The 12,746-nt window shown below is 74.7% G+C and carries 15 protein-coding genes and 1 riboswitch; of the genes, 14 read left to right on the top strand and 1 reads right to left on the bottom strand.

Going from position 1 to position 12,746, the window contains the following annotated elements; all coding sequences use genetic code 11:
- Positions 1-13 precede the first annotated feature (13 nt).
- The 3 genes from def to QWJ41_RS17590 are packed head-to-tail and all read left to right on the top strand — an operon-like array spanning position 14 to position 2,872.
- Positions 14-559: a peptide deformylase gene (gene def, locus QWJ41_RS17580; protein WP_302709742.1), complete on the top strand. Its 546-nt coding sequence runs from the start codon at positions 14-16 to the stop codon at positions 557-559.
- 16 nt (positions 560-575) lie between these two features.
- A complete protein-coding gene (fmt, locus tag QWJ41_RS17585) occupies positions 576-1,511 on the top strand; it encodes a methionyl-tRNA formyltransferase (RefSeq protein WP_302709743.1) in 936 nt (311 codons plus the stop codon).
- 2 nt (positions 1,512-1,513) lie between these two features.
- On the top strand, positions 1,514-2,872 hold the full coding sequence (locus tag QWJ41_RS17590; RefSeq protein ID WP_302709744.1) for an RsmB/NOP family class I SAM-dependent RNA methyltransferase: 1,359 nt from the start codon (positions 1,514-1,516) through the stop codon (positions 2,870-2,872).
- A gap of 1 nt (position 2,873) precedes the next feature.
- Here QWJ41_RS17590 and QWJ41_RS17595 read toward each other — a convergent pair whose 3' ends face one another.
- Entirely contained in the window at positions 2,874-3,623 is a 750-nt protein-coding gene (locus QWJ41_RS17595; RefSeq protein WP_302709745.1) for an AAA family ATPase, read from the bottom strand.
- A 24-nt stretch (positions 3,624-3,647) separates the two neighbouring features.
- Here QWJ41_RS17595 and ligD point away from each other — a divergent pair, with 24 nt between their 5' ends.
- The 11 genes from ligD to QWJ41_RS17650 all read left to right on the top strand — a co-directional run bounded on the left by ligD (position 3,648) and on the right by QWJ41_RS17650 (position 12,746).
- Positions 3,648-4,589 (top strand): non-homologous end-joining DNA ligase, encoded by a 942-nt coding sequence (gene ligD, locus QWJ41_RS17600; RefSeq protein WP_302709746.1) that lies wholly within the window; start codon positions 3,648-3,650, stop codon positions 4,587-4,589.
- A gap of 58 nt (positions 4,590-4,647) precedes the next feature.
- On the top strand, positions 4,648-6,255 hold the full coding sequence (locus QWJ41_RS17605) for a RecQ family ATP-dependent DNA helicase (protein ID WP_302709747.1): 1,608 nt from the start codon (positions 4,648-4,650) through the stop codon (positions 6,253-6,255).
- A gap of 40 nt (positions 6,256-6,295) precedes the next feature.
- The gene (locus QWJ41_RS17610; RefSeq protein WP_302709748.1) at positions 6,296-6,817 is read left to right on the top strand and encodes a nitroreductase family deazaflavin-dependent oxidoreductase; all 522 of its coding nucleotides are present in this window, start codon (positions 6,296-6,298) and stop codon (positions 6,815-6,817) included.
- A 38-nt stretch (positions 6,818-6,855) separates the two neighbouring features.
- Positions 6,856-7,518, top strand: a complete 663-nt coding sequence (rpe, locus tag QWJ41_RS17615) for a ribulose-phosphate 3-epimerase (RefSeq protein ID WP_302709749.1) — start codon at positions 6,856-6,858, stop codon at positions 7,516-7,518.
- Positions 7,515-7,961, top strand: coding sequence for a maleylpyruvate isomerase N-terminal domain-containing protein (locus tag QWJ41_RS17620; RefSeq protein ID WP_302709750.1), 447 nt, complete (start codon positions 7,515-7,517; stop codon positions 7,959-7,961). Before rpe ends, QWJ41_RS17620 begins: the two co-directional genes overlap by 4 nt.
- Positions 7,962-8,105: 144 nt before the next feature.
- Positions 8,106-8,251, top strand: a riboswitch (FMN riboswitch).
- A gap of 86 nt (positions 8,252-8,337) precedes the next feature.
- Complete coding sequence (gene ribD / locus QWJ41_RS17625; protein ID WP_302709751.1) at positions 8,338-9,423, top strand: bifunctional diaminohydroxyphosphoribosylaminopyrimidine deaminase/5-amino-6-(5-phosphoribosylamino)uracil reductase RibD; 1,086 nt, start codon at positions 8,338-8,340, stop codon at positions 9,421-9,423.
- Positions 9,423-10,046, top strand: a complete 624-nt coding sequence (locus QWJ41_RS17630) for a riboflavin synthase (protein ID WP_302709752.1) — start codon at positions 9,423-9,425, stop codon at positions 10,044-10,046. Before ribD ends, QWJ41_RS17630 begins: the two co-directional genes overlap by 1 nt.
- On the top strand, positions 10,043-11,356 hold the full coding sequence (locus QWJ41_RS17635) for a bifunctional 3,4-dihydroxy-2-butanone-4-phosphate synthase/GTP cyclohydrolase II (RefSeq protein ID WP_302709754.1): 1,314 nt from the start codon (positions 10,043-10,045) through the stop codon (positions 11,354-11,356). The genes QWJ41_RS17630 and QWJ41_RS17635 overlap by 4 nt, the downstream gene beginning before the upstream one ends.
- The gene (gene ribH, locus QWJ41_RS17640) at positions 11,356-11,832 is read left to right on the top strand and encodes a 6,7-dimethyl-8-ribityllumazine synthase (RefSeq protein WP_302709755.1); all 477 of its coding nucleotides are present in this window, start codon (positions 11,356-11,358) and stop codon (positions 11,830-11,832) included. Before QWJ41_RS17635 ends, ribH begins: the two co-directional genes overlap by 1 nt.
- Before the next feature lie 144 nt (positions 11,833-11,976).
- A complete protein-coding gene (locus QWJ41_RS17645) occupies positions 11,977-12,315 on the top strand; it encodes a hypothetical protein (protein ID WP_302709756.1) in 339 nt (112 codons plus the stop codon).
- Positions 12,316-12,482: 167 nt separating this feature from the next.
- Positions 12,483-12,746 (top strand): phosphoribosyl-ATP diphosphatase, encoded by a 264-nt coding sequence (locus QWJ41_RS17650; RefSeq protein WP_179616417.1) that lies wholly within the window; start codon positions 12,483-12,485, stop codon positions 12,744-12,746.

The raw sequence follows: 12,746 nt of genomic DNA on the forward strand, positions 1-12,746 counted from the left end.
TAGGATGGCCGCCATGCCCACCCAGCCGATCCGCCTGTTCGGCGACCCCGTCCTGCGCAAGCCGGCCGTCGAGGTCGTCGACTTCGACCGCGAGCTGCGCCGGCTGGTGGAGGACCTGACCGACACCATGCGCGAGGCGCCCGGCTCCGGCCTGGCCGCCCCCCAGATCGGCGTCGGCCTGCGCGTCTTCACCTGGTGGGTCGACGGCGAGCTGGGCCACCTGGTCAACCCGGTGCTCGACCTGTCGGAGGAGGAGCAGGAGGGCCCGGAGGGCTGCCTGTCCCTGCCCGACCTGGTCTTCGACACCAAGCGCGCCCTGCGCGTGGTGGCCAAGGGCATGGACATGCACGGCGAGCCGGTGGCCGTCGAGGGCTCCGAGCTGCTGGCCCGCGCCATCCAGCACGAGACCGACCACCTCGACGGCATCCTCTTCATCGACCGGCTCGACACCGAGGCCCGCAAGGCCGCGATGCGCGAGATCCGGGAGTCGGAGTGGTTCGGCCTCGAGAAGCCCACCGTCAAGCTCAGCCCGCACGCCACGCGCGGGCTGGGCCTGTGAGGAGAGAGACCACCTGATGCGCGTCGTCTTCGCCGGTACCCCCGAGGTCGCCCTGCCCGCCCTGGACGCGATCGTCGCCTCCGAGCACGAGCTCGTCGGGGTCGTCACCCGCCCCGACGCCCCGGCCGGTCGCGGCCGCAAGCTGGTGGCCAGCCCCGTGGCCCAGCGCGCCGAGGAGCTCGGCGTACCCGTCCTCAAGCCGGAGCACCCCCGCGAGCCGGAGTTCCAGGAGGCGCTGCGTGCGCTGCGCCCCGACTGCTGCCCGGTGGTGGCGTACGGCGCCCTGCTGCCGCAGTCGGCCCTCGACATCCCCGCCCACGGCTGGGTCAACCTGCACTTCTCGTGCCTGCCCGCCTGGCGCGGCGCGGCACCGGTGCAGCACTCGATCTGGGCCGGTGACGAGGTCACCGGCGCCACCACGTTCCGCATCGTCAAGGCCATGGACGCCGGCCCGACCTTCGGCGTGATGACCGAGCGGATCCGCGAGCACGACACCGCCGGCGACCTGCTGACCCGCCTCGCCGAGGGCGGCGCCGGGCTGCTGGTCAAGACGCTCGACGGCATCGAGGACGGCTCGCTGGTCGCGCGCGAGCAGCCCGAGGACGGCGTGTCGATGGCGCCCAAGATCCTCGTCGAGGACGCGAAGATCGACTGGAGCGAGCCCGCGGCGGCCGTCGACCGGCGGATCCGGGCCTGCACGCCCTTCCCCGGCGCCTGGTCGCTCTTCGAGGGCGAGCGGATCAAGATCGGCCCGGTCACCCCCGCCGAGGGCAGCCTGCCGCCGGGCGAGCTGGCGGTCGGCAAGAACCACGTCGTGGTCGGCACCGGCAGCGGCGCGGTGCGCCTGGGCGAGGTCAAGGCCTTCGGCAAGAAGCAGATGGCGGCGGCCGACTGGGCCCGCGGGGCCCGGTTGGCCAGCGGCGCCCGCCTCGGCGACCCGGCCGAGGACTGAGGATGGCCCGGGCACGGGTCGACCCGGCCCGCAAGGTCGCCTTCGAGGTCCTCAAGGCCGTGCGCGTGCAGGACGCCTACACCAACCTGGTGCTGCCCTCGCTGCTGCGCAAGCACGGGCTCAGCGGTCGCGACGCGGCCTTCGCCACCGAGCTGGCCTCGGGCACCCTGCGCCGCCGGGCGACGTACGACGCCGTGCTCGACGCCTGCACCGACCGGCCGCTGCGCAAGGTCGAGGCCAAGGTGCTCGACGCGCTGCGCCTGGGCGCCCACCAGCTGCTGGCGATGCGGGTGCCCCAGCACGCGGCGATCTCCACCACCGTCGACCTGGTGCGCTCCGAGGTGGGCCCTGGCGCCGGCGGCTTCGCCAACGCGGTGCTGCGCAAGGTCTCGCAGCAGGACCTCGACGCGTGGCTGGCCGAGCTGGCACCCGCCCGGGGCACCGACCCGGTCGGCCACGACGCGCTCGTGCACAGCCACCCCGCGTGGGTCGTGGAGGCCCTCGGTGCCGCGCTGGAGGGCGGCGGCGCCGGCGACGAGGTCGGCGACCTGCTGGCCGCCGACAACGTCGCGCCGGCCGTGACCCTGGTGGCCCGACCCGGCCGCAGCACCCGTGACGAGCTGCCGGGCGAGCCCACCGCCTACTCGCCGCACGGCGTCGTGCTCGGCTCCGGCGACCCCGGCCAGGTGCCGGCGGTCGCCGAGGGCCGCGCCGGGGTGCAGGACGAGGGCTCCCAGCTGGTGGCCGTCGCGCTGGCAGACGCCCCGCTCGAGGGGCCAGACGAGCACTGGCTCGACCTGTGCGCGGGCCCCGGCGGCAAGAGCGCCCTGCTGGCCGCGCTGGCCGCCGGCCGCGGCGCCGACCTCCTCGCGGTGGAGCGCCAGCCGCACCGCGCCGAGCTGGTGCGCCGCGCGCTCGCCGGCGCCGACGGCGTACGCGGCGTGCTCACCGCCGACGGCACCCGCCCGCCGCTGGTGGCCGGGTCGTTCGACCGGGTGCTGGTCGACGCCCCGTGCACCGGCCTGGGGGCGCTGCGCCGCCGGCCCGAGTCGCGCTGGCGCCGCCGCCCCGACGACCTCGACGTGCTGGTCGACCTGCAGCGCCGGCTGCTGGCCTCGGCGCTCGACCTGGTGCGCCCCGGCGGCCTGGTGCTCTACGCGACCTGCTCGCCGGTGCTGGCCGAGACCCGCGAGGTCGTCACCGCGACCCTCGGGTCCGTCGCCGGCTCCGAGCTGGTCGACCTGGGCCCGCAGCACGCCGCCGTGCCCGGCGCCGAGGGGCCGCTGGCCGGCACCGTGCAGCTGTGGCCCCACCGGCACCGCACCGACGCGATGTTCATGGCCCTGCTGCGCCGCGGCTGACTCAGTCGTCGCGCAGGTGCCGCAGGTAGCGGCCCGGCTCCTCGAGGTAGCGGCGCCAGTGCTGGACCAGCTCGAGGTCCTCCCAGGCGGTGCGGCGCAGGCCCCACGGGCCGACCTCCAGGATCGTGGCGCCCGGCATCGCCGCCAGCACGGGGGAGTGCGTCGCGCAGAGCACCTGGCCCCCGCCGTCGACCACCCGGTCGAGCGCGGCGACCAGGCCGAGCGTGGAGGAGAACGACAGCGCGGCCTCCGGCTCGTCGAGGCAGTAGAAGCCCGAGCCGTCGAAGCGGTGGGCCAGCACGGAGAGGAACGACTCGCCGTGGCTCATCTCGTGGAAGGCCGGCTCCTGGGGGAGCCGCGCGCCCGGCGGGTGGTCGAGCAGGCTCTCCTCGAGGTAGGTGTACCAGCCGTGCATGGTCTCGGCGCGCAGGAAGAAGCCCCAGCGACCGGCGCCCAGGCCGCGCCGCAGTCGCAGCGCACCGGCCAGGGGTGACTCCGAGGCGCGCGTGCGGTGCCGGCTGCCGGTCGAGCCACCCTCCGGCGAGAGCCCGTACGCCGCTGCCACGGCCTCGACCAGCGTCGACTTGCCCGACCCGTTCTCGCCGACCAGGAAGGTCACGCCGCGAGGCAGCTCGAGGCCCTCGCGGGCCAGCTGGGCCACGGCGGGCACCGTCATCGGCCAGTCGTCGGAGCGGGGCGCCCGCGCGGGGTCGACCTCCACGCTGACCACCGGCGGCTGGTCGAAGTCCATGGTCGCCCACCCTAGGCTCGGCCCATGCCAGCCCAGTCGCCCGCCGTCGAGATCGAGGTCGACGACAAGGTCGTGCGTGTCAGCAACCCCGACCGGGTCTACTTCCCGGAGTCCGGCGCCACCAAGCTCGACCTCGTCGAGTACTACATGGCGGTGGGCCCCGGCATCGTCAACGCGCTGTGGGAGCGACCCTGCATGCTGCACCGCTTCCCGAAGGGCCTGGCCGGCCCCAAGGTGCACCAGAAGCGGCTGCCGAAGGGTGCGCCGGACTGGGTCGAGACCGTCGAGCTGCACTTCCCGCGCTTCGACCGCACCGCCGACGAGCTGTGCGTGACCGGGCTGGCCTCGGTCGTCTGGGCGGTGCAGATGTCGACGGTCGAGTTCCACCCCTGGAACAGCCGGCGTGCGGACACCGAGAAGCCCGACGAGTGGCGCATCGACCTCGACCCGGGTCCCGAGGCCGACTACGCGACGGTGCGCCGGGTCGCGCACGTGGCCCACGAGGTGCTCGACGAGCTGGGCGCGACCGGCTTCCCCAAGACCAGCGGCAGCAAGGGCCTGCACGTCTACGTCCGGATCCCGCCCGAGCACGGGTTCGCCCAGGTGCGCCGCGCGGCGCTGGCCTTCGCCCGCGAGGTCGAGCGCCGCAGCGCCGACGTCACGACGACCTGGTGGACCAAGGACCGCGACCCGGCGGCGGTCTTCGTCGACTACAACCAGAACGCCCGCGACCACACCATCGCGGCGGCGTACTCGGTGCGCGGGCTGCCCGACGCCCGCGTCTCGACGCCGCTGCGCTGGGACGAGGTCGACGACGCCGACCCGCGCGACCTGACCATCGCCACCGTGCCGCAGCGCTTCGCCGAGCTCGGCGACCTGCACGAGGCCATCGACGAGCACCCCTTCGACATCGCGCCGCTGCTGGAGTGGGCCGACCGCGACGACCTGCCCGTCGAGGAGGGCTGAGCGCGCTTTCACCCTCAGGGGTTGAGCGGTCGCCTCGCGCCCGGGGCACAGGGGAGGCGTGAGTGCTCCCCGCCAGACCCCCGCCCGCCCCGCCCTCGACCGGGTCCGCCGCACCGCCCGCGAGGTGTTCGGGCGGGACGAGCTGCGCCCCGGCCAGGCCGAGGCGTCCACGTCGCTGCTGGAGGGCCACGACGTGCTGCTCGTGGCACCGACCGGTGCCGGCAAGTCGCTGACCTACCAGGTGCCGGGCCTGCTGCTCGACGGGCCGTGCGTGGTCGTGTCGCCGCTGATCGCGCTGCAGCAGGACCAGGTGGGTGGGCTGGTGGAGGCCGGGGTGCGTGCGGCCCGGCTCAGCTCGGCGGAGACCGAGAAGCAGCGCGAGGAGGTGCTCGTCGACCTCGAGGCCGGTGAGCTCGACTTCGTCTTCCTCTCGCCCGAGCAGCTCGCCGTCGACGAGGTGCGGCACCGGATCGCCGCGGCTCGTCCAGGGCTGGTCGCGGTCGACGAGGCGCACTGCGTCTCGGCGTGGGGCCACGACTTCCGTCCCGACTACTTCCGTCTCGGCGAGCTCATCGACGACCTGGGCGAGCGCCCGGCCCGGCCGCGGGTGGTGGCGATGACCGCGACGGCCGCGCCGCCGGTGCGCGAGGACGTCACCGAGCGGCTGCACCTGCGCGAGCCGCGCACCGTGGTCACCGACTTCGCCCGCGAGAACCTGTCGTTCCGGGTGGTGCCCGTGGCTGACGCCGCCGCGCAGCAGGCCGCGGTGCTCGAGGCCGCCGACGCCGAGGGCTGCGGCATCGTCTACTGCCGCACCCGCCCCACGACCGAGGAGTACGCCGAGCTGCTGGCCGGGCGCGGCCGCCGGGTGGCGGCGTACCACGCCGGGCTGCCGCAGCGCCGCCGGGCCGAGACCCACGAGGCGTTCCTGGCCGGCGAGCTCGACGTCGTGGTGGCCACCTCCGCGTTCGGGATGGGCATCGACAAGCCCGACGTGCGCTGGGTGGTGCACGCACAGGCCCCGGAGTCGCCCGACACCTACTACCAGGAGGCCGGCCGGGCCGGCCGCGACGGCGAGAAGGCCTTGGCCACCCTGGTGCACCGCCCCGAGGACCACTCGCTGGGCCGGTTCTTCGCCCCCGCCGTGCCCAAGCGCGCCGAGGTCGCCCGGGTGCTCGCGCTGGGTGACGACGTCGACGCCGCGACCGCGCAGGAGGAGACCGGGCTGAGCCGGCGCAAGGCCCAGCGCATCCGCAACCTCGCCGGGCTGGCGGTCGAGACCGGCCGGGGGACCGGGGTCGACGCGGTCATCGAGCTCGCCGAGGCGCACCGCAGCCTGGAGAAGTCCCGGGTCGAGATGATGCGGGCCTACGCCGAGACCTCGCGCTGCCGCGAGGAGCAGCTGCTGGCCTACCTCGGCGCCTCGCTCGACGAGCGCTGCGGGCGCTGCGACACCTGCCTCGACGGTCGCGCCGACGAGGTCGAGGAGCCGCCCGCCGACTCGCCGTACGAGCTGCAGCAACGGGTGGTGCACCCGGAGTTCGGCGCCGGGGTCGTCAGCGACCTCGAGGCCGACCGGCTCACCGTGCTCTTCGACGACGTCGGCTACCGGACCCTGGCCCTGGCGCTGGTCGAGCAGGAGGAGCTGCTGACGCCGGCGGGCTGAAGGGCCACCATAGGGGTCCGACCACAGACCGGAGCCCGCCGTGAGCCTCGCCGCCGACCTCTCCTACGAGTTCCGCCCCGCCAACCCGGTCCAGCGGGCCCTGCAGGCCCTGGTGGCCTCGCGTCCCGGCGCCTGGGTCTTCGCGCGCGTGCTGCCGCACCTCGACTCGCTGGTGCTGCGGCTCTCCGGCGGGCGACACACGGTGCCCGGGCTCCTGGCCGGGCTGCCGGTGGTGCAGGTGACCACCACCGGGCGACGCTCGGGGCTGCCCCGGCAGACGCACCTGATCGGCATCCCGTACACCGACACCCTCGCGCTGCTCGGCACCAACTTCGGCCAGCACGACACCCCGGCGTGGGTGCACAACCTCGAGGCCGACGCGCGCGCGGTCGTCGCCTACCGGGGCAGCAGCGTCGACGTGGTGGCCCGTCCCGCTGACGAGGAGGAGGCCGAGCAGGTGCTGCGCCGCTCCGAGGAGCTCTACGTCGGCTACCGGCGCTACCAGTCGCGGCTGGGCCACCGCCGCCTGCGGGTCTTCGTGCTGGAGCGGCCCGAGGGCTGAGGAGGGCCGGGCGGGGCGGTCTGAGAGGATCCGGCCTCGTGGGCATCCAGATCACTCCGAGCATCCTCAACGCCGACTTCGCGAGCATCGGGGCGGAGGTGGCCCGCATCCCCAGCGCCGACTGGGTGCACGTCGACGTGATGGACAACCACTTCGTGCCCAACCTGACCTTCGGCCCGACCATGGTCGAGGCGATCGCGCGCTCGACCGACATCCCGCTCGACGCGCACCTGATGATCAACGAGCCCGACCGGCACGCCCCGACGTACGTCGAGGCCGGCGCCGCGTCCGTGACCTTCCACGTCGAGGCGGCCGCCGCGCCGGTGCGGCTGGCCCGCGAGATCCGCTCGGCCGGTGGCCGGGCCAGCATGGCCCTCAAGCCGGCCACCCCGGTGGAGCCCTACGAGGACCTGCTGCCCGAGCTCGACATGCTGCTGCTGATGACGGTCGAGCCCGGCTTCGGCGGCCAGAAGTTCCTCGACCTGGTGCTGCCCAAGATCCGCCGCGCCCGCGCCCTGATGGACAAGCACGGCGTCGAGACCTGGCTGCAGGTCGACGGCGGCGTCTCGCTCGAGACCATCGAGCGCTGCGCCGAGGCCGGCGCCGACGTGTTCGTGGCCGGGTCGGCCGTCTACTCCGCCGAGGACCCCGACGCGATGGTCGAGCAGCTGCGGGCCTCCGCCGCCGCAGCCCAGGCGTGAGCGACGTCGCCCGGGCGGCCCGGCTGCTGCGCGAAGCCACCCGGGACCTCGGCGTCGCCGAGCTGTCCCGGCCCGTGCCGTCGTGCCCGGGGTGGACGGTCTCCGACGCACTGACCCACGTCGCCGAGAACCTCGCCGGGGACCTGGCCGAGGCCGGGCTCCACCCGGAGACCGCCGACGTGCTCACGGCCTACGAGCTGCACGCCGCCGAGCTGCCGCGGGCGGAGTTCCAGGTGCTCGACATGACGTTGCACGCCTGGGACATCGGGCAGGCGCTGGGGCGGCCCGTCGAGCTCGGCGACGCCGACCTCGACCTCCTCGAGACCTTCGCCATGGCGGCGGGGGACCGGTTGCGCGACGACGACGCGTTCCGCCCGGTGCCGGCCCCCGCCGGTGCCGACCGCCCGACGCGGGTGCTGGCGGCGTACGGCCGGACCCCCTGAGCCAGCCGGCCGTGGGCATCCGCCACGTCACGACACCGGGTGCGACGACCGCTGCGCGCACGTCGTCGTCGTCGACGTGTGGTGGGTCTCACCCCCGGCCCCGGGTGGGCGTGTGGGAGACTGCGGGGGACGAGTGAACATTGCTCGCGTGCTCTGGGGTCGGTGAAAATCCGAGCCGGCGGTGACTGGCCGAGAGGCCGGAAGTCCGCGACCCGGTCACCGCCAGTGACCGGTTGACCAGGTGTGAGTCCTGGACCGACGGTCAAAGTCCGGATGGGAAGTGCACGCACAGCAGGCTCATCCGCCGACGCTTCGCGCGCGGCGCGGGTCCGCAGTCAGCCCCGGGGTCCGCGACGGACCGAGAAGGGCGGCGGACATGGCCGGCACGAGCGACGTCGAGCGCGACGCGATGCGTCGTGCGCTCGAGCTCGCCGCACGCCCCGGCGCCCCGCTGCACCCCAACCCCCGGGTCGGCTGCGTGCTCCTGCGCCCCGACGGCAGCACCCTGGCCGAGGGCCACCACCGCGGCGTCGGCACCCCGCACGCCGAGGTCGACGCCCTGGCCCGCGCCGGGGCCGAGGCCCGCGGCGCGACGGCCGTGGTCACCCTCGAGCCCTGCGACCACACCGGCCGCACCGGCCCCTGCTCGCAGGCCCTCGTCGCCGCCGGCGTACGCCGCGTGGTGCTGGCCCAGCGCGACCCCAACCCGCTCGCGGCCGGCGGGGCCCAGACCCTGCGAGCCGCCGGCATCGAGGTCGAGGCCGGGCTGATGGCCGCCGAGGCGACCGCCCTCAACCGGGTCTGGACCTTCGCGGTCGAGCACGGGCGACCGTTCGTGACCTGGAAGCTGGCGACCACCATCGACGGGCGCAGCGCCGCAGCCGACGGGACCAGCCGCTGGGTCAGCAGCACCGCCTCGCGCCGCGACACCCACCGCCTGCGGGCGCTGGCCGACACGATGCTGGTCGGCACCGGCACGGTCGCCGTCGACGACCCGTTGCTGACCGTGCGCGACGCCGACGACCGGCCGCTGCCGCGCCAGCCGCTGCGCGTGGTGATGGGGCGCCGCGACCTCGACCCGGGCACGCGCCTGCTGGCCCCGGTCGCCGGTGTCGACGACGCGCCCACCCTGCACCTGCGCACCCGCGACCCCCACGAGGCCCTGGCCGAGCTGGCCGCCCGGGAGCGCCGCCACGTCTTCCTCGAGGGCGGGCCCACCCTGGCCGCCTCGTTCCTGGCCGCCGGTCTCGTCGACGAGGTCGTCGCCTACGTCGCGCCGTTCCTGCTCGGCGCCGGGCGCAGCGCCGTGGCAGACCTGGGCATCACCACCATCGCCGACGCATGGCGCCCCGAGGTGCTCGACGTCGCGGTGCTCGAGCCGGTCGTCGCCGGCGAGCAGCCGGACGTCCGGTTCACGCTCGCCCCACCCGCCCCCACCCCACCCGCACGAGGAGACGCCTGATGTTCACCGGCATCGTCGAGGAGCTCGGCACGGTCGCCGCGATCGACGACCTCACCGACGCCATCCGACTCACGATCAGCGCCAGCGAGGTGCTCGAGGGCACCGGCCTGGGCGACTCGATCGCCGTCAACGGCTGCTGCCTGACGGTGGTCTCCGTCGACGGTGGCGCCTGGACCGCCGACGTGATGAAGGAGTCGCTCGACAAGACCTCGATGGGTGCGGTCCGCCCCGGCGACCCGGTCAACCTCGAGCGCGCCGTCACCGCCGAGAAGCGCCTCGGCGGCCACATCGTGCAGGGCCACGTCGACGGTGTCGGCGAGGTGCTGCGCCGCGAGCCCAGCGAGCACTGGGAGGTCGTGGAGATCTCCCTGCCGCCCGGGCTGGCGCGCTACCTGGTCGACAAGGGCTCGATCACCGTCGACGGCGTCAGCCTCACCGTCGTCGAGGCCGGCCCGACCAGCTTCACCATCAGCCTGATCCCCGAGACCCTGGCGCGCACCACGCTCGGCCAGCGCCGGCCGGGGGACCGGGTCAACCTCGAGGTCGACATCCTCGCCAAGCACGTCGAGAAGCTGTTGGCGGCCCAGCTGCCCAGCGGCCAGCAGAAGGAGCAGGACGCATGACCGAGCAGAACCCCACGCTGCAGCGCATCCGCCTCGACAGCGTCGAGCGCGCGGTCGCCGACATCGCCGCCGGCAGGGCGGTCGTGGTCGTCGACGACGAGGACCGCGAGAACGAGGGCGACATCATCTTCGCCGCGGCCAAGGCCACGCCCGAGCTGATGGCCTTCACCATCCGCCACTCCAGCGGCGTGATCTGCGTTCCGATGCCGGCCGACATGCTCGACCGGCTCGAGATCCCGCTGATGACCCCGCACAACAAGGACAAGCTGCGCACGGCGTACACGATCTCGGTCGACGCCCGCGACGGCGTCTCCACCGGCATCTCCGCCGCCGACCGCGCGCACACCGCGCGGGTGCTGGCCGACTCCGCCACCGAGCCGTGGGAGATCACCCGCCCCGGCCACGTCTTCCCGCTGCGCTACCGCGAGGGTGGGGTGCTGGTGCGCCGCGGCCACACCGAGGCGGCCGTCGACCTGGCTCGGCTCGCCGGCCTGACGCCGGCCGGCGTGCTGGTCGAGGTCGTCAACGACGACGGCACGATGAAGCGGGCCGTCGAGCTGCGCGAGTTCGCCGACGAGCACGGCCTGGCGATGATCTCGATCGAGGACCTGGTCCGCTACCGGCGCCGCCACGAGACGCTGGTCGAGCGGGCCGCGGTGACCCGGCTGCCCACCCGCCACGGCGAGTTCACGGCCTACGGCTACCGCATCACCGTCGACGGCTCCGAGCACGTCGCGCTGGTGCACGGCGACCCGGCCGACCTGGCCACCGACGAGCCGGTGCTGACCCGGGTGCACTCGGAGTGCCTGACCGGCGACGTGCTGCACTCCTTCCGCTGCGACTGCGGGCCCCAGCTCGACGAGGCCCTCGAACGGGTGGTGGCCGAGGGCCGCGGCGTCGTGGTCTACCTGCGCGGCCACGAGGGCCGCGGCATCGGCCTGCTCGGCAAGCTGCAGGCCTACCAGCTGCAGGACGGCGGCCGCGACACCGTCGACGCCAACCTCGACCTGGGACTGCCGGCCGACGCGCGCCACTACGGCACCGCCACCCAGATCCTGCGCGACCTCGGGGTGCGCTCGGTGCGGCTGATGACCAACAACCCCGACAAGGTCAGCAGCCTGGAGGACTTCGGGGTGCCGGTCGCCGAGCGGGTCCCGCTGACCCCGCACCCCAACGACCACAACCTGACCTACCTGCTGACCAAGCGCGACCGGATGGGCCACGTGCTGCCCGACCTGGTCGACCCGGCCGATCCCGCAGACCCCGCAGTCGACCCCGCCGACGACCCCGCCACGAACGGAGCCATCTGATGAGCGGCCACGGAGCCCCCACCGCCGAGCCTGTCGACTGCAGCGACCTGCGGGTCGCCGTCGTCGCCGCGTCCTGGCACACCGAGGTCATGGACGGCCTGCTCGCCGGCGCGCAGCGCGCCGCCGACGACTTCTCGGTGCGCGACCTCGAGGTTGTGCGGGTGCCGGGCACCTTCGAGCTGCCCGTGGTCGCCTCGGCGCTGGCCGAGCGGGGCTACGACGCCGTGATCGCGCTGGGCGTCGTCATCCGCGGCGGCACCCCGCACTTCGACTACGTCTGCAACGCCGCCACCGACGGCCTGGGCCGGGTCGCCCTCGACCACACCGTGCCCATCGGCTTCGGGGTGCTGACCTGCGACGACGACCAGCAGGCGCTCGACCGCGCCGGGCTGGCGGGGTCGAAGGAGGACAAGGGCTACGAGGCCACCGCTGCCGCCCTGCACACCGCCCGCACCCTGCGCTCGCTGCGCGGCTGAGCGGGCCCCGCCCCGACGGGAGTTTTGTCGGGCGCCCGACGAAACTCGCGCCGGGACGATGAAGCTTCATCGTCCCGGCGCCAGTTCCGTGGTGGAGCCTCCCGCCCCGCACACCCGCGCCGCCGGCTCTGAGAGGCTGGAGCGATGAGCGCAGGACTGACGGGAGTGGTGGTCGCGGTCGTGGTGGCCGTGGGGGTGCTGGTGTGGCTGGTGGCCGAGACGGCGCTGGGCCGGGGCGCGGACCGCTTGCGCGCACGCCCCCCGGTCGCCGAGCGCTGGCAGCGCCGCACGGGCCTGCGCAGCGCGGCCTTCGTGGTGCTCGGCCTGGGGGCCGGCGCCGGCGTGCTCGGCGCGGCCGCCCTGGTCGGGGGTGCCACCAACCGTGGGGCCGGGCTCGACCTCGTCGGGCTGGCGATGGCGCTGGTGCTGGTCGGGGTCAGCCTGCTGGCGACGTGGTGGCGCCTGGCTGGCCGGCGTCGGTGAGGCGCGAGCGCCACTCGGCGGGCCGCAGCGAGGCGCGGTCGGTGGGGCGGGGCCAGCGCAGGCCGGCCAGGGGGTGAGGGGCGTCCACGGGACCATCGTGTCGTGCAGGTCTCGTTCCCGCGATCCGATACCGGGCGCCGCAGGCCCACCACCTAGGCTGGTCCATCGTGAAGACGTTCGAGGAGCTGTGGACCGAGCTGGCCGAGAAGGCCCGGACCCGTCCCGAGGGATCGGGCACCGTGCGAGAGCTCGACGCGGGGGTCCATGCGATCGGCAAGAAGCTGGTCGAGGAGGCCGCCGAGTCCTGGATGGCCGCCGAGCACGAGGGCAAGGAGCGCGCGGCCGAGGAGATCAGCCAGCTGCTCTACCACGTGCAGGTCCTGATGCTCGGGCTCGGCCTCGAGCTCGACGACGTCTACACCCACCTCTGA

The organism is Nocardioides cremeus (assembly GCF_030518195.1).
Taxonomy (GTDB): domain Bacteria; phylum Actinomycetota; class Actinomycetes; order Propionibacteriales; family Nocardioidaceae; genus Nocardioides; species Nocardioides cremeus.

Excerpts from the sequence above, each read along its gene's own strand:
- fmt (WP_302709743.1), top strand. The coding sequence starts at position 576 with ATGCGCGTCGTCTTCGCCGGTACCCCCGAGGTCGCCCTGCCCGCCCTG.
- ligD (WP_302709746.1), top strand. The coding sequence starts at position 3,648 with ATGCCAGCCCAGTCGCCCGCCGTCGAGATCGAGGTCGACGACAAGGTC.
- QWJ41_RS17635 (WP_302709754.1), top strand. The coding sequence starts at position 10,043 with ATGACCGAGCAGAACCCCACGCTGCAGCGCATCCGCCTCGACAGCGTC.
- QWJ41_RS17630 (WP_302709752.1), top strand. The coding sequence starts at position 9,423 with ATGTTCACCGGCATCGTCGAGGAGCTCGGCACGGTCGCCGCGATCGAC.
- def (WP_302709742.1), top strand. The coding sequence starts at position 14 with ATGCCCACCCAGCCGATCCGCCTGTTCGGCGACCCCGTCCTGCGCAAG.
- ribH (WP_302709755.1), top strand. The coding sequence starts at position 11,356 with ATGAGCGGCCACGGAGCCCCCACCGCCGAGCCTGTCGACTGCAGCGAC.
- QWJ41_RS17590 (WP_302709744.1), top strand. The coding sequence starts at position 1,514 with ATGGCCCGGGCACGGGTCGACCCGGCCCGCAAGGTCGCCTTCGAGGTC.
- QWJ41_RS17595 (WP_302709745.1), bottom strand. The coding sequence starts at position 3,623 with ATGGACTTCGACCAGCCGCCGGTGGTCAGCGTGGAGGTCGACCCCGCG.
- ribD (WP_302709751.1), top strand. The coding sequence starts at position 8,338 with ATGGCCGGCACGAGCGACGTCGAGCGCGACGCGATGCGTCGTGCGCTC.
- QWJ41_RS17645 (WP_302709756.1), top strand. The coding sequence starts at position 11,977 with ATGAGCGCAGGACTGACGGGAGTGGTGGTCGCGGTCGTGGTGGCCGTG.